At 66.1% G+C, this 18,158-nt stretch carries 16 protein-coding genes; 3 read left to right on the forward strand and 13 right to left on the reverse strand.

Annotation, left to right across the window (positions count from 1 at the left end; translation table 11 throughout):
- Positions 1–114 precede the first annotated feature (114 nt).
- Both ACZ48C_RS18700 and ACZ48C_RS18705 read left to right on the forward strand, forming a co-directional pair.
- Positions 115–777 (forward strand): response regulator transcription factor, encoded by a 663-nt coding sequence (locus ACZ48C_RS18700; protein WP_464783617.1) that lies wholly within the window; start codon positions 115–117, stop codon positions 775–777.
- Entirely contained in the window at positions 774–2,153 is a 1,380-nt protein-coding gene (locus tag ACZ48C_RS18705; RefSeq protein WP_464783618.1) for an ATP-binding protein, read from the forward strand. Before ACZ48C_RS18700 ends, ACZ48C_RS18705 begins: the two co-directional genes overlap by 4 nt.
- Before the next feature lie 57 nt (positions 2,154–2,210).
- On the opposite strand, the gene ACZ48C_RS18710 is transcribed toward ACZ48C_RS18705, so the two are convergent.
- The 13 genes from ACZ48C_RS18710 to ACZ48C_RS18770 form a co-directional block, all read right to left on the reverse strand.
- A complete protein-coding gene (locus ACZ48C_RS18710) occupies positions 2,211–3,716 on the reverse strand; it encodes an aldehyde dehydrogenase (RefSeq protein ID WP_464783619.1) in 1,506 nt (501 codons plus the stop codon).
- Positions 3,717–3,737: 21 nt separating this feature from the next.
- Complete coding sequence (locus tag ACZ48C_RS18715; RefSeq protein ID WP_424547683.1) at positions 3,738–4,526, reverse strand: ABC transporter permease; 789 nt, start codon at positions 4,524–4,526, stop codon at positions 3,738–3,740.
- Between the two features lie 9 nt (positions 4,527–4,535).
- Positions 4,536–5,405, reverse strand: coding sequence for an ABC transporter permease (locus ACZ48C_RS18720; protein WP_234187221.1), 870 nt, complete (start codon positions 5,403–5,405; stop codon positions 4,536–4,538).
- Complete coding sequence (locus tag ACZ48C_RS18725) at positions 5,402–6,493, reverse strand: ABC transporter ATP-binding protein (protein WP_464783620.1); 1,092 nt, start codon at positions 6,491–6,493, stop codon at positions 5,402–5,404. The genes ACZ48C_RS18720 and ACZ48C_RS18725 overlap by 4 nt, the downstream gene beginning before the upstream one ends.
- Positions 6,494–6,571: 78 nt before the next feature.
- Positions 6,572–7,630: an ABC transporter substrate-binding protein gene (locus tag ACZ48C_RS18730; protein WP_464783621.1), complete on the reverse strand. Its 1,059-nt coding sequence runs from the start codon at positions 7,628–7,630 to the stop codon at positions 6,572–6,574.
- Between the two features lie 28 nt (positions 7,631–7,658).
- Positions 7,659–9,059 (reverse strand): sigma 54-interacting transcriptional regulator, encoded by a 1,401-nt coding sequence (locus tag ACZ48C_RS18735; protein WP_464783622.1) that lies wholly within the window; start codon positions 9,057–9,059, stop codon positions 7,659–7,661.
- Entirely contained in the window at positions 9,056–10,225 is a 1,170-nt protein-coding gene (locus tag ACZ48C_RS18740) for a PAS domain-containing protein (protein WP_464783623.1), read from the reverse strand. Before ACZ48C_RS18740 ends, ACZ48C_RS18735 begins: the two co-directional genes overlap by 4 nt.
- A 285-nt stretch (positions 10,226–10,510) precedes the next feature.
- The gene (locus ACZ48C_RS18745) at positions 10,511–11,281 is read right to left on the reverse strand and encodes a MurR/RpiR family transcriptional regulator (protein ID WP_463619909.1); all 771 of its coding nucleotides are present in this window, start codon (positions 11,279–11,281) and stop codon (positions 10,511–10,513) included.
- A 40-nt stretch (positions 11,282–11,321) separates the two neighbouring features.
- On the reverse strand, positions 11,322–12,179 hold the full coding sequence (locus ACZ48C_RS18750; RefSeq protein ID WP_464783624.1) for an inositol monophosphatase family protein: 858 nt from the start codon (positions 12,177–12,179) through the stop codon (positions 11,322–11,324).
- On the reverse strand, positions 12,176–13,273 hold the full coding sequence (locus tag ACZ48C_RS18755) for an ABC transporter ATP-binding protein (RefSeq protein ID WP_464783625.1): 1,098 nt from the start codon (positions 13,271–13,273) through the stop codon (positions 12,176–12,178). Before ACZ48C_RS18755 ends, ACZ48C_RS18750 begins: the two co-directional genes overlap by 4 nt.
- Before the next feature lie 5 nt (positions 13,274–13,278).
- The gene (locus tag ACZ48C_RS18760; protein WP_464783626.1) at positions 13,279–14,961 is read right to left on the reverse strand and encodes an ABC transporter permease; all 1,683 of its coding nucleotides are present in this window, start codon (positions 14,959–14,961) and stop codon (positions 13,279–13,281) included.
- A 124-nt stretch (positions 14,962–15,085) separates the two neighbouring features.
- On the reverse strand, positions 15,086–16,105 hold the full coding sequence (locus ACZ48C_RS18765; protein ID WP_464783627.1) for an ABC transporter substrate-binding protein: 1,020 nt from the start codon (positions 16,103–16,105) through the stop codon (positions 15,086–15,088).
- A 175-nt stretch (positions 16,106–16,280) separates the two neighbouring features.
- Positions 16,281–17,072 (reverse strand): DeoR/GlpR family DNA-binding transcription regulator, encoded by a 792-nt coding sequence (locus ACZ48C_RS18770; RefSeq protein ID WP_318914266.1) that lies wholly within the window; start codon positions 17,070–17,072, stop codon positions 16,281–16,283.
- A gap of 265 nt (positions 17,073–17,337) precedes the next feature.
- On the opposite strand from ACZ48C_RS18770, the gene ACZ48C_RS18775 reads away from it, so the two are divergent.
- A complete protein-coding gene (locus tag ACZ48C_RS18775; RefSeq protein WP_464783628.1) occupies positions 17,338–18,156 on the forward strand; it encodes an inositol monophosphatase family protein in 819 nt (272 codons plus the stop codon).
- Positions 18,157–18,158 lie beyond the last annotated feature (2 nt).

Here is an 18,158-nt window from a genome sequence, read left to right on the forward strand (position 1 = left end):
CATCGTTCTCGCGTCCTCGTCATTTGTCCCGGGCGGAGCGATCCGGTCGCCAGCTTAAGGCAGGCTTAAGGTTCCCGGTTCAGGCGGAGGAAGGCAGCAACGCACGGAGGCTTGATGCGTATCCTGGTGGTCGAAGACGATGCGGTCCTGCTCGATGGCCTGAAGGTCGGCCTCGGCCTTTCCGGCTTCACCGTCGACACTGTGGCAACGCTTGCCGATGCGACGGAGGCCCTTGCGGCGGACCGCTTCGATGCCGTCTTGCTCGATCGCATGCTGCCCGACGGTTCCGGCCTTGAAGTGCTGGCGTGCCTGCGGGAAAGGGGTGACCGGACGCCCGTCCTGCTCCTGACGGCGAAGGACGAAACGGCCGATCGCATCGACGGTCTGGATGCCGGCGCCGACGACTATCTCGGCAAGCCGTTCGACCTCGACGAGGTTGCCGCCCGGCTGCGCGCCATCACGCGCCGGTCGGAAGGTCGCGCACGGCCCGAATTGCGTTGCGGCACTATCGTTCTCGATCCGGCAGGGATGGCGGCCCGAAAGGCAGGTGAGCCCGTCCCGCTGTCGCGGCGCGAATTCTCCATCCTGCGCGCACTGATGGAGAGTCCGGGCATGATCCATTCGAAGCAGGCGCTGGAGCAACGCCTCTACGGCTGGCAGGAGGATGTGGAGAGCAATACGGTCGAGGTACATGTGCACAAGCTGCGCGCCAAGCTCGGCGCCGCCTCCATCGAGACCATCCGCGGTGTCGGCTATCGCATGGGCAAGCCCGAATGAGTTCCATCCGCCTCCGCCTCATCGTCATCCTTCTCGCCACGACCGGCGCCGTCTGGTGTTGTGCGGTGTTCTGGACCTATCTCAGCACGCAGCATCAGGTGGAACGCGTGCTCGACGCCAGGCTCACCGAGGCGGCGCGGATGGTCAGTTCGCTGATCACCGATCACCATATCGATGTCGCTGCCGCCGTGGAGGCCGCCACCGCTGGCGATGTGCCGCCGGAATTCACGGTTGCGGAGGGGGATTACAACAGGCAGCTTTCCTGCCAGATCTGGTCGCTGCAGGGGCAGCTTGTCAGCCGTTCCGCCAGCGCGCCGGCGACCTCGCTGGCGGACCACGACAAGGGTTTTCGGGAGACGACCATAAAGGGCGAACGCTGGCGGGTCTATGCGGTGATCAATCCGACGCTCGGCGTGCGCGTCCTCGTCGGCGACAGCCTCGAAATGCGCGATCGGCTGGTGGGAGATGTCGTCAAGGGGCAACTGGTTCCGGCACTCGCCATCCTGCCGGTCCTTGCAGCCTTGCTGTGGCTCAGCGTCGACCGGGGGCTCGCGCCTCTCAACAGGATCGCGAGCGCGCTCTCCGGCCGTTCCGCCGACGAGCTTCATCCGGTCGGGGAGGACGGCGCGCCGCGCGAGATCCGCCCGCTGCTGAGATCGCTCAACTCGCTTTTCGGCAGGGTCACGCAAGCGCGGGAGCGCGAAAGGACTTTCATCGCCTATGCCGCGCATGAATTGAAGACACCGCTCGCCGGTCTCAAGACCCAGGCCCAGGTCGCGCTCAGGAGCGATGATGCTGCCGTCCGTGAAACCGCGCTCGGGCATATTTCGACGAGCGTGGATCGCACCGGGCGCCTCGTCCGCCAGCTCATCGACATGGCGGCTGTCGATTCTGCAGAGGCCGATCGCGCGCGGGAAGCCATCGATATCGCGGCGGCCATGCGTGAGGTTTCTGCCGATCTGGAAAACCTCGGTATCGCGCGGAACGTATCGGTCGACATCCACGCCGGCGTGACGGTTGGCCGGGCCAGTCTCAACCGCATGCTCCTGCATCTCGCGGTGAGAAACATCCTTGAAAATGCAATCCAGCATGCCCCGGCGGGCTCGCACGTCGATCTCATCGTCGAGCGCGACGGGACGAAGCTGCGGATCGAGGTCATCGACCAGGGGGCGGGTATGACGCCGGCTCAATCGAGGCATCTCGTCGGGCGTTTCAACAGGGGCAGTCGTGGAGGCGAGGGAACCGGTCTCGGCCTTTCGATCGTTGAAATGGCAATCCAGAAGCTCGGCGGCGATCTTGCTTTCGACCAGCGTGCGAACGGCTTCGCCGTGCGGGTTTCCGTTCCCGCGGGCTGGCTGGCGGAACAGGCCCGGTGAAGCCATGGATCCCGGGATGGTGCGTGCTGCTCCAACCCGGGACCCATTATGCGGGCCTCAGTCGAGATTCACCCAGACCGATTTCGTCTGCGTGTACTGCGTCAGGGCTTCCAGGCATTTGTCGCGGCCGTTGCCGGTCTGCTTGTAGCCGCCCCAGATCGAAGTCATGTCGCCGTGGTCGAAGCAGTTGACCCAGACGACGCCGGCCTCGATGTCGCGGGCGAAGCGGTGCGCCTTGGAAATGTCGCGGGTCCAGACGGACGCGGCGAGGCCATAGATGGAATCGTTGGCGATCTCGATGGCGTCGTCGATGCCCTCCACCGGGATGATCGCGGCGACCGGGCCGAAGATCTCCTCGCGGGCGATGCGCATGCCGTTGTCGACGCCTGTAAACAGGGTCGGCTCGACGAAGGCGCCTTTCGGGGATGAGGTGAGCGTGCCGCCGCCGAAGCGCAGCGCCGCCCCTTCCTTGCGGCCGATGTCGATGTAGCTCAACACGCGCTGCTGGTGCGAGGCGGTGACGAGCGGGCCGATGGTCGTCGAGGGATCGAGCGGATCGCCGAGCACGAAGTTTTCCCGCGTGCGGGCGGTGAAGCGCTCGACGAAGTCGTCGTGGATGCGCTTTTCAACGAGGATGCGCGAGCCCGCATTGCAGACCTCGCCCTGGTTGCCGTAGATGCCGTTGACGGCATAGGTGACGGCGGTATCGAGATCGTCGTAGTCGCCGAGGACGATCTGCGGGGTCTTCCCGCCGCATTCCGTCGAGACGCGCTTCATGTTCGACTGGCCGGCATAGATCATCAGCAGCTTGCCCACTTCGGTGGAGCCGGTGAAGCCGATCTTGTCGACGTCGTTGTGCAGCGCCAGTGCCTTGCCGGCCTCCTCTCCGAGACCGTGCACCACGTTGAAGACGCCCGCCGGGCCGCCCGCTTCGATGAAGAGTTCGGCGAGCAGGTTGGCCGAGAGCGGCGATTGCTCGGCCGGCTTCAAGACGACGGAATTGCCCGTCGCCAGCGCCGGGCCCAGTTTCCAGGCGGCCATCATCAGGGGATAGTTCCACGGCACGATGAGGCCGACGACGCCGAGCGGCTGGCGCAGGATGTAGTGCAGGGCATTGGCGGCCGTCGCCGTCACCGCGCCCTCGATCTTGTCGATCGTCTCGGCGAAGAATTTCAGCGACGTGGCAGCGCCGGGAATGTCGATGTTCATCATGTCCATGACCGGCTTGCCCATGTCGAGGCTGTCGAGCACGGCGAATTCCTCCGCATGCGCCTCGATGAGGGCGGAGAATTTCTCCAGCACGGCCATGCGGGCGCGCGGGTCCATGCGCGACCAGGCGCCGGAGCGGTAGGTCTTGCGGGCGGCGGCGACGGCGCGGTCGATCTCTGCCGCCCCGCCGCGCGCCACCTCGGCGATGGTCGCCCCGGTCGCGGGATTGATCGTCGGATAGGTCCGGCCATCGGCGGAGGCGACATAGGCCCCGTCGATGAAGTGCTGCGTGCGGAATTTCAGGCCGCTTGCCTTGCTGCGCCAGAAATCGAGCGTGTAGGTCGAGGCATCCATGCTTGTTCTCCCTTCCATGGATCAGGATTGGTCGCGGTCGCGCAGGAGCGTGACCGAGAGGACGATGAGGACGAAGGACACGGCGACGATCACCGTGCCGATGGCGTTGATTTCCGGCGTGATGCCGCGCCTAAGCGTCGAATAGATGTAGATCGGCAGCGTCACCTCGCGGCCGGTCAGGAAATAGGTGACGGGGATTTCGTCGAAGGACAGCGTGAAGCAGAGCAGCGCCGAGCCGAGGATGGCGCTGCGGATGCCCGGCAGCGTGACATTGCGGAAGGTCTCGAAGGGTGTCGCGCCGAGATCGGCGGAGGCTTCGAACTGGCGGCGGTTGATCTTGGCGAGCCGCGCCATGACCTGCGAAACGACGACGCCGAGCAGCGCCGTCGCATGGCCGATCACCACCGCCGTCAGGCTCTGCGGTATGCCGATCTGCTTGTAGAAGTTCAGCATGGCGATACCGGTGACGATGCCGGGCAGGCTGAGGGGCAGGAGGATGACGTTCTGGAACAGCCGCTTGCCGGGAAAGTCGTAGCGGTCGAGCGCGAGCGCCGCAGTCACGCCGATGACGACGGAAAGCGCCGTCGCGAAGAGCGCCACCCACAGGCTGTTGGCGAGCGCCCGCAGCATCTGGCCGTTGGCGAGGAAGGCCTCGTACCAGTGCAGCGTGAAGCCGGCGAGGGGGAAGGACGTCACCTTGCTGTCGTTGAAGGAGAACATCACGAGGATGACGATCGGCAGGTAGAGGAAGGCGAGCACGCCGAGGCTGACGCCCACCATGCCCTTCTGCCACCATCTCAAGCGCAGCATGGCGGCCTCCTAGGAAAGATCGACCCGGCCGGCCCGGTCGAGGCGGCTGGAGAGTTGCAGGAGGATCAGCACCAGCGCGAGCACGAGCGTCGCGAGCGCCGATCCGAGCGGCCAGTTGAGTGCGGCGCCGAACTGCGTCTGAAGGAGGTTCGCCACCATCGTCCCGTCCGGCCCGCCGACGAGCACGGGCGCGACGAAATCGCCGAAGGACAGGCAGAAGGTCATGGTCGCGCCGGCGACGACCCCGCCGAGCGACAGCGGGAAGATCACCTTCCAGAAGGTCATGAACGGGCCGACGCCGAGGTCTTCCGAGGCCTCGATCAGGCGGCGCGGAATGTTGTCGAGCACCGCGAAGAGCGGCATGACCATGAAGGGCACGAAGATATAGACCAGCGTCACCACCATGGCGGTCTGGTTGTAGAGGAAGATGTCGAGCGGCGCCGAGACGATGCCGGTGGAGACCAGCAGTGAATTCAGTGCGCCGTCCGTGCCGAGGATGATCTTCCACGTATAGGCGCGCAGCAGGTAGGACACCCAGAGCGGCACGATCACCGACATGTAGAGAAGGTTGCGCAGCGCGCGCGAGCGGACGGTGAAGACGAGGAAATAGGCGAGCGGATAGCCGAGCAGCAGCGAGCAGAGCGTGACGGAAGCGGCAATCTTCAGCGTGCGCAGGATGACGGTCGTATATTGCGGGTCGGCGGCGATCTGCGCGTAGTTGCCGAACTGGAAATCCGGATAGAACAGCGGGAACTGCCGCGACCAGAAGCCCACCGAGATCATGATCGCATAGGGCACGACCATCAGCAGCAGCACCCAGAAGAGCGGCAGCGAGAACAGGGCGGCAAAGCCGGGGAAGGTGCGGCGGGTGAGGTTCATTGCCCGCCCTCCGCTTCGAAGACCAGCACGTCGGCGGGGTCGATACCGATCGTCACGCGGTCGCCGGGCGCAAGCTCCGCCGGGACGGCCGTGCGCGGAAGCTCCGCGAAGATCGGCCTTGCGGCCCCTTCGGGCATGAGCTCGACCCGCAGCCGGTCGCCGTGGAACAGGCGTTCCATGACGGTGCAGGCGAGCGTATTTTCCGCCCCGACCGCCGTGACATGCAGGTGCTCGGCGCGAAGGCCGAGGCTGGCATGGCGGCCGGCGGCAAGGCTGGCGGCCTCGCCGCGCCGGCTGTGCAGCACCTGGCCGCCCGCAAGCCGGAAAGCGCCGCCGCCAAGGGTCTCGGCATCCGCCAGGTTCGCCCCGCCGATGAAATCCGCGACATAGGGGCTGGCGGGACGGTCGTAGAGGTCCGTCGGCGAGCCGACCTGCGCGATGCGGCCCTCTCTCATGACGACGATGCGGTCGGAGAGCGCCAGCGCCTCGTTCTGGTCGTGCGTGACCATGAGGAAGGTGATGCCGAGCTCGCGGTGCAGGCGCTTCAGCTCCACCTGCATGCCCTCGCGCAGCTTCACGTCGAGCGCCGAAAGCGGCTCGTCGAGCAGCAGCACGCGCGGGCGGCGCACGATGGCGCGCGCCATCGCCACGCGCTGGCGCTGGCCGCCCGAGAGGGCGCCGGGCCGCATGCCGGCCTTGCCCTCCAGCCCGACCATGGCGAGGGCGTCGGCGACGCGCCTGTCCCGCTCGGCCTTCGCCACGCGGCCGGATTTCACCGAAAGGCCGTAGCCGATATTCTCCGCCACGCTCATATGCGGAAACAGCGCATAGTCCTGGAAGACCGTGTTGACCGGCCGGCGATAGGGCGGGCTGTCCGTCACGTCTTGTCCGGCAATGGCGATGCGGCCCGCGCTCGCCTGCTCGAAGCCGCCGATCAGCCTGAGCGTCGTCGTCTTGCCGCAGCCCGAAGGGCCGAGCAGGGTCACGAACTCGCCCTCGGCAATCGCAAGGTCGGTCTCCTGGAGGGCAAGGAATGCGCCATATCGTTTCGCAACGCCGTCGAGCGTTACAATCGGGTTGGAGGTCATCGGATCCTCGTGTCTGTTGAAATGTCTCGCGTGGGTGTGGGGAAGCGCCGCCTTGCGGGGCGCTTCCCGCCGGCAGCCTTACGGCGCGGCCTTCACGGCGTTCCAGGTTTCCAGATACTTGTCGAGGCGGACGGGCTGCTGCCACATGACGAGGCTCTTGACGAACTCGACATTGTCGACCTGGCGCTCCTTCTTCATCTGGTCATCCATGCAGCCCTGCACGGCCTTCGGATTGACCGGGAAATAGCCGGTGGACTGGGCGACGCCGCACTGGCCCTCGGGCGACTGCATGAAGCTCATGAACTTGTAGGCGCATTCCTCGTTCGGGGAGTCCTTCACCAGCATCATGGAATCCATCCAGCCCTCGGCCTTTTCCTTCGGCGTGAACTCGACGACCTCGAAGCCCTTCTTGAGGTTGTTGACGTCCTTGCTGGTCAGGCCCGTCCAGGCGTTGGAGACATAGACCTCCTGGTTGGCCATCAGTTCGGTCAGTTCGCCCGCCGAGGCCCAGTATTTGCGGATCAGCGCCTTCTGCTCGATGAGCTTGGCCTTCACGGCTTCCAGCTGCTCGTCGGTGAGGTCGAAGATGTTGTCGTAGCCGAGATAGCGCGCCGTCCAGTAGAGCGCCGACTTGTCGTCCCAGAGCGAGACCTTGCCCTTGAGCGCGGGATCGAACAGGACGGAGATGGAATCCGGCTTGGTGGCCAGCTTGTCGGGACGGTAGATCAGCGAGACGGAACCCCAGATCAGCGGTACGGCCCAGGTCTCGCCATCGGCCACCACGTCGCTCTGCTTGGAGAATTCCGGATAGATGCCGTCGAAGCCTTCCACCTTGGCCGTATCGATCGGTGCGACGAAGCCGGCCTGCCGCATCATCGGCACGGTATCGAGCGAGGGGCTGATGATGTCGTAGACGCCGCCGCCGGCGGCGAGCTTGGCGGCGAAGTCGTCGTTCGAGCCGACATAGGAGGCCGTCACCTTGCAGTCCGAAGCGGCTTCGAACTTGGAGATGAAGCCGTCAACCGCGTAACCCTCCCAGGTCAGGTAGTTGAGTTCGCCGGCCTTCGCGGCCAGCGTCTGGGGGATGAGGCTTGCGGCGGCAAGGGCGAGAATTGCGGATCTGCGCAGTAGAGACATGTTTGTTCCCCTTCATGTCTTTGGTTGGTCATTTCGCCCGCTTTGTCTTTCGGACGAGGGTGGCGATATCGATTCCGAGCGCCTTGGCGGCGCCTCTCTTGCTTCCATGCTCTGCGATGGATTTTTCCAGGACCCAGCTTTCGAAGGCCTGCATCAGGTCCCGGAAGCTCTGCGGCGATGTCTCCCCATCGCCGACCGGGCGGGCAGGGGCAGACCGTGACGCAGCCCCCTCGGCGACGATGAAGTGCTCGGCGAGCGCCATGTCCTCGGCGCTCGCCGCCGCGCGCTCGAGGATGTTCGTCAGCTCCCGCACGTTGCCGGGAAAGGCATAGGCGGAAAGCCGCTTGGTGAAGGCCGCGGAAAGCTGCAGCGTCGGCGTGCGGCCGGCATTGAGCCGCCGCAGGACGTTCTCGGTCAGCGCGGCGACCAGTTCCGGCTGGTCCCGCAGCGCCGGCAGCTCCAGCGTCACGACGGCGATGCGGTAATAGAGGTCGCGGCGGAAGGCGCCGCTCCCGATCAGGTCCGGCAGGTCGGCATTGGTGGCGGTGACGAGGCTGATGCGCGCCTTGCGCCGCTGCATCGAGCCGAGGCGGCTGAAAGTCTGGCTTTCGAGGAAGGCGACGAGCTTCATCTGCGAGACGGGCGAAAGGTCCGTCACCTGGTCGAGGAAGAGCGTGCCGCCGTCGGCTGCCTCCACGAAGCCGAGCTTGCCGCGCGTCGAGGTGTCGAGCGCCGAGCCCGGCTCGATGCCGAACATCTCCGCGTCGAACTGCGCGTCGCTCAGCATGCCGCAATTGACGTGGACGAAGGGCGGCGCATCGGAGGCGCCGGCCTTGCCGATGAAGCGGGCAAGCTCTGTCTTGCCCGTGCCGGTCTCGCCGGTCAGGAGCACGGCGCTGCCGCGCTCGATGGCGGTCGCGGCCCGGCGCGCAATGGTGCCGAGGCGCGGCGTGAGCACGGGGCCACCGCCGCCGGCGGCCGGCAGTGGCTCGGCCTCGAAGCGGAAATGATCGCTGCGCTCGTAGCCGCGGCTGTGCCGCCCGGTCTCGCGCATCGTCAGCAGCGCGCCATAGGCGCCGCCGTCGGGCGTGCGCAGGATGCCGATGGAGGCGGTGACGTTGCGCTGCGAATTGAGCGTGCCGGAAACCTCGGTGCGCTTGAGCTGCCGCAGGGCGCTCGCGAGCTTCTGGACGAGGGGGCCGGCCGTCTTGGCATGTTTCGCCAGATCCGAGCCGACGAGGTCGCCGCGCGCGAGGTTCAGCAGCAGTTCGAGCTTGCCGTTGACCAGCTTGATGGTGCCGTCGGTCTCCAGCAGCGCCACGCCGTCGGGGAAGGCTTCGAGGAAGGCGCCGAACTGCGGCTCGTCGATGAAGGAGGGACGCAGGCGCCGCTGGCCGGATGTGGTGAGGTCGTTGGCGTAGAATTTCACGATGCGGCCTCCTGCAGAAGGCCGCGCGCCCTGCGGCGGCTCTTGCGCCGGGCGGTCAGCACGTAGCGGCGCATCTCGCCCTCGATGCGCGCGGCGCGGAAGCGCCAGACGTCACGGCTGGCATCGGCGGCGATGACGGCAAGGTCGCATTCGCCGTCGCTTTCCTCGCCGGCAAGGGCCGCCTGACGGAGCTTGTCGAGCGCATTGCGCGTTTCGACGAATTGCTGCAACGGCCGGCCGAGCACCTGCTCGGCGGTGCGTCCCCAGACGCTCTCCGCCGCCGGGTTGGTCGCCAGCAGAAGACCGTCCTCGGAGATGACGAGGATCGGGTCCGGCGCGGCGCTCAGGATGTCCTGCATCGTGTCCGCCCGGTCGGCGAGCTGCTGCTCGCGCTGGCGGTGCGCCCCGATATCGCGGGTCGTGCCCCAGAGCCGCACGAGGAAACCGTCCTTGATCGCGGCGCGGAAATCGTTCTCGACCAGCATCTCGCTGTCGTCGTGCCGGCGGTCGACGGCGGCGGCGCGGTCGAGGCGGTAGCCGGAGCGCACGAGGTCGCGCACCATGCGGCGGTTGATCTCGGTCGCCGGGAAATAGCGCGAGACCGGCTGGATATTGAAATCGAGCCCTTCGGGCACCCGGTAGAGCCGGGCCATCGCCTCGTTGCAGGCGCGCCAGCGGCTCTGGTTGGAGAAGATGCGCTCGACGATCTCGTCCTCGGCGAGCGCCGTGTCGACCGGCTCGAGGAATTCGATGCACCAGCACGCTTCCGTCGCTGCGCCGATCATCTGCGAGAGGATTTCCACCCGCTCGGCGAGCTCCGGCCCGATGCCGAGCACGCTTTCCGGCAAGGGCTGCTTGATGACGGCAAGCCCGCGGCCCGGATCGGAGACCACGGTGGCGATCATGGGGATTTCGCTATATTGCGGCGAATTCACCCAGACGGCGAGCCCGGACACGAACGGCTGGCCGTCGCGGGCGACGCCGCGCAGCATCTGCGCCGAGGTGCTGCTGTAGATGCGCTCCAGCGGCACGCTTTCCCCCTGCTGTATCGCGATGGCGAGCTCGCGTGCCTCCATCGCGTTGACGGCGCAGATGCGGCCGTCATGGTCGATCCAGTCGACCAGCAGGGCGTCGAGATTGGCGGTGCCCGGTACGTGTACTTTCATTCCCCATTCCGATCCGAATGGCGATCCCCTTCATGGGGATCTGCACCAGAAGACATGCGCAATCCCGCCACAATCGCAGGCGGAAGCAAGCCCTATTCGGAAGGAAGGCATGAAAACGCGCCGGAACGCCGCCCGGAATGCGCAGAATCGCATCACGTGCTGCGATGATGCGCAACAAAACGATCCAGGAGAGCCGCCGCGTCGGTTTTTAATCGATCGAGCACGCACGAAGGGCGACGGGCGTCCTTCGTGCCGCCGATGATTTTTCGATGGTTGGCAGTCCGCCTAGGTCCGGGCCAGCAGCGTGAACAGCACGTCGAGGAGGACGTACATCGAGGCGCGGCCGGTCGGCACGATGAGGGGGTGGCTGGCGGCGCGGTAGGCGTTGAGGTTGATGTTCTCGTCGGCGAGCGAGGCGACGACGGAGCCGCCGGGCGCTATGGAAAGGATCCGCGCGCCGGCCTTCTTGGCGATCTCCATATTGGCGATGAGATAACTCGTGCGGCCCGAGAAGGAGAGCACGAAGAGCACGTCCTGCGATGTAAGGCGCGGGGCGGATACCATCTGGAGCGTCGGGTCGGCATAGGCGACGCTCGCCATGCCGAGCGAGGCGAGCCGGTGCTGCGCCTCGCTGGCGAGAAAGCCGGACCCGCCATAGCCGTAGACATCGATGCGCCGCGCGGCGGCGAGCATGTCGACCGCGCGGCGCAAGCCGTCGAGATCGAGGTCGAGCCGGGCTTCCCGCAGGGATTCGACCGCGCGGTTGAAGATGTCGTCGACGAGACCGGTGAACGGGTCGTCGCCGTTTTCCGCCGGGCTCGCCGGCGCCTGGCGCACGGCCAGCTGCTGGGCGAGCTTCAGGCGGAAATCCGGAAAGCCGTCGCAATCGAGCCGCCGGCAGAAGCGGATGACCGAAGGCTCGCTGACCTTGGCGATCCGCGCCGCATCGGTGATCGACCATGTGATGGCCGTGCTCGGCGTATCGAGGATCGCCTCGGCGATCCTGCGTTCGGCGGGCGTGAATTGCGACAGGGATTGCCTGATCAGATCGAGCATGGACCCCTTCGTTCCGGCATCGGCTTCTCTCGCGCCAAGGTTACAACGTGCCGTCGGCAATCAGCCTCGACAGGCAGGACGATTGATAGTCAAAACCGGACTGCGCCACAACGAGCCTTTTGACGGAACCGAGCGTGTCTTCCCGCGGCTCGACGATGCGGCCTTCCGCGTCGCGGGCATGGACCTCGCCGCCTGCCGCCTGGACGAGCTGGATGCCGGCCGCGATGTCCCAGGCGCTGAACTTGGATTCGTAGGCGATGGCGACGCGGCCGACGGCGACATAGGCAAGGTGCAGGGCGCAGGAGCCGAGGCGGCGCACGGCCCGGAACGAATTGACGAGGTCGGCATGGGCCTCCTGCGCCGCGCGGGAGGGGCGCTCGCCCTCGTAGGGCGCGTTGGTCAGCACCTCGACCTCTCGGTCGCTGCGCCCGCGCAGGAAATGCGGGACGGCGGCCCCGTTGAGGGTCAGCCGGCCCCGATCCGCCAGGAACATTTCGTCGCGCACCGGATCGTAGACGACGCCGCAGACCGGCTCGCCCCTGTGATAGGCGGCGATCGAGACACAGAAGAAGGGCAGGCCCGAGGCGAAATTGCTGGTGCCGTCGATCGGGTCGATGATCCAGGTCGTGTCGCCTTCGCCCTGCCAGCCGCCTTCCTCGCCGAGGATGCGGGAGGCGGGGATGCGCGACCAGATCGCGTCGCAGGCGGCGCGCTCGGCGGCCTTGTCGGAGGCCGTCACGATATCGAAGAAACCGGCCTTCTGCTGGGTCGCGAGGCTTTCCGGGCTGGCATCGACGAAGCCCCGGTGCGCCACCGCGCCGGCGGCGCGCGCGGCCTCGCAGGCGACGGTCGCGATGAGGTCCTTGATGTCGTTGGTCACGGGGTTGGAGAGGGTCATGCTGCTTTTCCCAATGCGGCTGCTTCATTTTCCGGCAGGATCCAGACCGGCCGGCTGTCGATGGAGAGTTTCAGGGTCTGGCCGACCTCGGCGACACCGGACTTGTAATAGTCCGTGTCGAGGAAGACGCATTCCTGGCCTTCGAGATCGGTGAGATATTCGACATAGGCGCCCTGGAAGACGACGCGGCGCACCTTCGCCTCCATCGTGCCTTCGGCATCGACGCGGATATGCTCCGGCCGCACCACGCAGCGCACCGCCTCGCCAACCTTGAAGGCGCGGTTGCCGCGGGCGAGCGTGAAGGCGACCGTCGAGGCGATGCGCACGCGCACCGTCGCTTCATCGACCGCCTCGACCTTGCCGTGAAGAATGTTCGCCTTGCCCATGAACTCGGCGACGAAGCCGGTGCCGGGGCGCGAATAGACGTTGAGCGGCGAGTCGTCCTGTTCGATCACGCCGTTGCGCATGACGACCACGCGGTCGGAGATCGCCATGGCCTCGCTCTGGTCGTGGGTGACGTAGAGGCTGGTGATGCCGAGGCGGAGCTGGATCGCGCGCAGCTCGTCGCGCATGCGCTCGCGAAGCTGGGCATCGAGGTTGGAGAGCGGCTCGTCGAAGAGCAGCACCTTCGGCTGGGTGACGACGGCGCGGGCGAGCGCCACGCGCTGCTGCTGGCCGCCGGAAAGCCGCGAGGGCGAGCGGTCGGCATATTGGGCGAGCGCCATGGTATCGAGCATGCTGTCGACGCGCTCCTTCATCTCGGCCTTCGGCAGGCTGAGCAGGCGCACGCCGTATTCGACGTTCTCGCGCACCGTCATGTGCGGGAAGAGGGCGTAGCTCTGGAAGACCATGCCGACATTGCGGGCATTGACGGGCACGTTGGTGACGTCGCGGCCGCCGATGGTGATCGTGCCGTCGGACGGCGTCTCGAATCCGGCGAGCATGCGCAGCGTCGTCGTCTTGCCGCAGCCGGAGGGGCCGAGCAGGGTGACGAGCGTGCCTTCCTCGATGGTGAGGTTCAGCTTGTCGACGGCGGTGGCGCCGGCGGCACCGGGAAAGCGCTTGGTGATGTTGGAGAAGACGACTTTCGACATGGGGCTTACCTCTTCGATGCCGAATTGAGAACGAGCTGCATGACCGCCAGGATGGCGAGCACGACGAAGACGAGGATGCTGCAATAGGCCGCCGCGACGCCGAGCTTCAGCGTCTCCACCTGCGAGAGGATGGTGACGGTGATCAGCGTCCAGTTGGCCGAGACGAGGAAGATCACCGCCGACAGCGTCGTCAGCGAACGGGTGAGGGCGTAGGAGAGCGAGGTGAACAGCGCGGGTTTCAGCAGCGGCAGCGTGACCTGGAAGAAGGTGCGCGTGTTCGAGGCGCCGAGGATGGTCGAGGCCTCCTCGATCGACTTGTCGATCTGGCGCAGCTGGTTGGAACCCGCCTCGATGCCGACCTGCAGGTTCTTCACCACCATCGCCGCGACGACGATGAAGGCGGTGCCGGTCAGAAGCAGCGGCGCGGCGTTGAACGTGCTGACATAGCCGATGCCGAGGATGGTGCCGGGCGCGGCGAAGGAGAACAGTGTCGCCCAGCGCAAGAGGAAGCTGCCCGGAAACGCCTTGCGGATCAGGAGATAGGCGATCAGCATGCCGGCGACGGCGGTGACCGGGGTTGCGATGCCGGCGAGCAGCAGCGAGTTGGTGAGCGTCTGGAAGCCGGCGGTGAAGACGGTGGCGTAGTGGTCCAGCGTCAGCGTGTTGTTGACGCCGGGCAGCTTGGTGAAGGAGACGTAGACCACCGTCAGGTAGAAGAGCAGGATGGCGAAGACGATGGCATAGCAGCCGAGCGCCAGCGGCACGACCACGCCGCCGGAGATGCGGATCGTCTGGGCGGAGGGCTTGCCGGTGACGGTCACATAGCTGCGCTTGCTCACCCAGTAGCGATGGATGAGGAAGGCGGTCATGGACGGTACCAGCATGAGGCTTGCGAGCAGCGCGCCGGCCTGCAGGTTGAAATAGCCGACCATCTGCGAATAGGCCTCGACGGCGAGCGTGTTGTAGTTGCCGCCGATCAGCATCGGATTGCCGAAATCCTCGACCGACTTGACGAAGACGAGCAGCGTCGAGGAAAGGATCGCCGGGGTGACGAGCGGTAGCGTGACGCGCGAAAAGGTCGTCCAGCGCGAAGCGCCGAGCGAGGCGGAAGCATCCTCCAGCGCCGTGTCGATGGATTGCAGCATGCCGCGGATATTGAGATAGGCGATGGGCGTGAAGGCCAGCGACTGGATCAGCACCAGGCTATGGAAGCCGTAGACATTGGCGTTGCGGATGCCGAGCAGCTCGCGGGTGATGAGGCCGGAGCGGCCGAACAGGATGACCACGGCCAGCGCCATGACGAAGGGCGGCGAGATGATCGGCAGCAGCGCCACGCCATGCACGAAGGTTTTCCCCGGCATGGTGGTACGGGTCGCCGTGAAGGCGAGCAGGAAGCCGGCAGCGGTGGCGATGATCGCCGAGGTGGCGCCGAGCATCAGCGTGTTGGCGAAGGAGGTCCAGACGAAGGACTGGGACAGCGTGTCGACGAGCACGCCGAGATCGAACCCGCGGTCGGTGACGACGGCCTGCTTCATGACGACGAAGATCGGCAGGGCGGCGAAGACCAGCACGGAGAGCGTGACGAGGGCGAAGATGCCGAACAGCCACGGATCGACGACGATCTTGCGCAGGAATGCCGGCGACGTCCCGGCCCTTGCGGACGGGGCCGCTTGCGAAACGAGGGTCATTGGGGGCTCCTTGGGCAATTCCAGCAACGGCCTTCCGCTCGGAATCGCATGAGACAAAGGGGCGGAGCATTCCCGAGCCGGAGAAAGCCGGGAATGCTCCTGCCTGCTGTTGGGACCTGCCGCCTTACTTGGCGTCGGCCTTGTGGCGCACGTCGTTCTCGTAGCGCTCCAGCAGGCGTGCGCGGTTCTCGCCGGCCCAGGTGAAGTCGTAGTCGATCATCTTCACGTTGGAGAGGTCGATCTTCGCTTCGGGGTTCTTGTAGCCCGGCACGATCGGGCCGCGGAAAGTGGCGCCCATGGCGGCCTGGCCCTTTTCGGTCAGGATCCAGTCGAGGAAGGCGGCAGCGCCTTTGGCCTGTTCTTCCGGCGCATTGGCGATGGCGGCGGCGGCGTTCACCTCGAAGCCGGTGCCTTCCTCGGGGAAGGAGTAGCCGACCGGATAGCCCTGCGCGAGCGCTGCTTCGATGTCCTGCGTATAGGCCATGGCGAGCGCGATCTCGTTGTTGGCGACCATGCGCGAGGGGGCGACGCCCGAACGGGTATATTGCACCACGTTCTTGTCGATCTCCTTCATCAGATCGAAAGCCGGCTCCTCGCCGTCGAGCTGGACCATGGAGGCGAGCGCGACATAGGCCGTGCCTGAGGATGCCGGGTGGGCGAGGGCGACGCTGTCCTTGAAGACCGGATCGGCGAAGGACTTCCAGCTCGTCGGCGGCTTGGCGCCGATCTCGTCGAGAACCTGCTGGCTGTAGGCGAAGACGATGGGCGACAGCGAGATCGGCGTCCAGCGGCCTTCCTTGTCGGTGTAGCGAGGATCGACCTTGTCGATGCCGGCGGCCTTGTGCGGGGCGAGCAGGTCTTCGGACGCGGCCTGGATGAAGTTGTCGGCAGCGCCCGCGAGCCAGAGGCCCGCCTGCGGATTGGCCTTCTCCGCCCGGATGCGGGCGAGGATCTCGCCGGCGCCGATGCGCACGAACTGCGCCTCGATGCCGGTATCGTCCTTGAAGGCCTTCAGGACGGCGCCGCAATCGTCTTCCGACATCGGGCAATAGACGGTCATTCCCGCTGCCGCGGCGCCACCGGCCGTGAAGACATGCGAGCACAGGACTGCGAGCGCTGAAGCCAGCGCGAAACGGCGTTTCATTTTCGATTTCCTCCAGATGTGCGCCACGGCCCCTGCAAAAGCCATGGGGGCTTTCAGGTCTCACTCGCCGTGCGTGATCCTGGGTATAGTGAAGAAATCTACATTTGTCAAAAGAAATGTAGATAAGCTACATTCCTTTTTCATCCTGTAACCCGGCCCGGAGATTCACAGCTTGTCATTCACCGGCGACGACGAGCCCCGGCACGGCGGCGGCGAGGGCCTCGAAGCCGGGCTTCTGGCGGGCCTTCGCATCCGTGATGAGATGGGCCATCTCGCCCGTCTCGCAGAACACCGAGCGGCTGACGACGCCCACCTTGGAATGGTCGGCAAGGATGATCGTCCGGCCGGAATTGCGCACCATGGCGCGGGCGATCTCGGCGCCGTGCAGGAAGTAGTTCATCGCGCCCATCGTGGCGTCGACACCCCAGGGGGCGAGCAGGGCGACATCGGCGCGGTAACGCTGGATGTCGTTGATCGTCGCCTCGCCATAGGTCTCCATCGGGTCCTGCTTCACGTTGCCGGCAAGCAATATGACTCGGGTGCCGCGCGAAAGGTCGCCGGGCCGCTCCGTGAGCTGGCTGGCGACGTCGACCGAGTTGGTGAGGATGGTGAGATTGGTGAGCCCCGTGGGGCCGGCCAGCGCCTCGGCCATGGTGGAAGTGGTGGCGCCCGCATCCATGAAGATCGTCTGGCCGCTTTCGAGATAGCCGAGCGCCGTGGCGCAGATCGCGCGCTTCTCCTGCCGGCGCAGGGTGATGCGCACGCCGAAGGTCGTGTCCTCGCGCGCCACCATGGGAACCGCCCCGCCGCGCACGCGCTTCAGTTCGCCCGCGATCTCCATGTCCATGAGGTCGCGGCGGATCGTTTCGCGCGAGACGCCGAAATCCTCGACGATGCGGTCGATCGACACCTGGCCGTAGGCGGCGAGCAGCGAACGGATTTTCTGTTGACGCTCTTCCTGCCACATGCCGGAGCCCTCCCTTGCTGCACATATTGATAGGCGATGCCCATCTTTGCCACAAGCGCCATATCGCTTGCCGCATAAAAACTCACTTTGCCAACTAAAACACATATTGCCACATTGGCGATTTGAATGTAGGAAGATCGCAGAGGCCGGAATGGCCCGCCCCATATCCATCAATCGGTCGGAACCCCTTGGCCCGGCACGTCGACCCGCGTCCCAGGCGGGAACGATGGCGGCTGTCCGACAAACGGGAAAGTGTCGAAAGAGAATGACCAGCGCCGCCCTCATCGAAGAACAGCATGTGGCCTTCGCCGTGGAGCTGGCCGACGTCGCCCGCACTGTTCTGAGGGAAAACGGCATGGCGCGCGTCGACGTCTCGGTGAAGGCGGACCGCAGCCTCGTCACCGCCATGGACATCCTCATCGAGGATCGCCTTCGCGAGATGATCTCCGCCCGCTACCCCGCCCACGGCATCATCGGCGAGGAGCGCGACTGGGTGCGTCCCGGCAGCGATTACGTGTGGGTGCTCGATCCCATCGACGGCACGACCGCCTTCATCGCGGGCCTTCCCTATTACGGCACGCTGATCGCGCTTGCCGTCGGGGGCGTGCCGCGGCTCGGCATCATCGACATTCCGGCCATCGATTCCCGCTGGGTCGGTGCCGAGGGCCGGCAGACGACGCGCAACGGCAGTCCCATCCGCGTGCGGTCCTGCCCGGAGATCGGCCAGGCGATCATGACCAACAGCAACCAGGATTATTTCGCCCCCGCCGAGCGCCCCGCGCTCGACCGGCTGCGCGCGGTGACCGGCGCGCGCGCCTATGGCGGGGCAAGCCTCAATTACGGCCTTCTGGCCGACGGTCGCACGGACCTTGCCATCGATGGCGGCCAGAAGGTCTTCGACTTCGCGCCCTTCCGGCCGATCGTGGAGGGCGCGGGCGGCATCGTCACCGACTGGGCGGGCGCTCCGCTGACGCTCGAAAGCTCCGGCCAGCTGCTTGGGGCAGGGGACGCCGGGGTGCACCGCCAGGCGCTCGAACTCATCACGGACCTGAAGGCGGCTCCGGCCGCCCTTTCCGGCGCATAGTC

This window comes from Shinella sp. 1A1, from assembly GCF_055379515.1.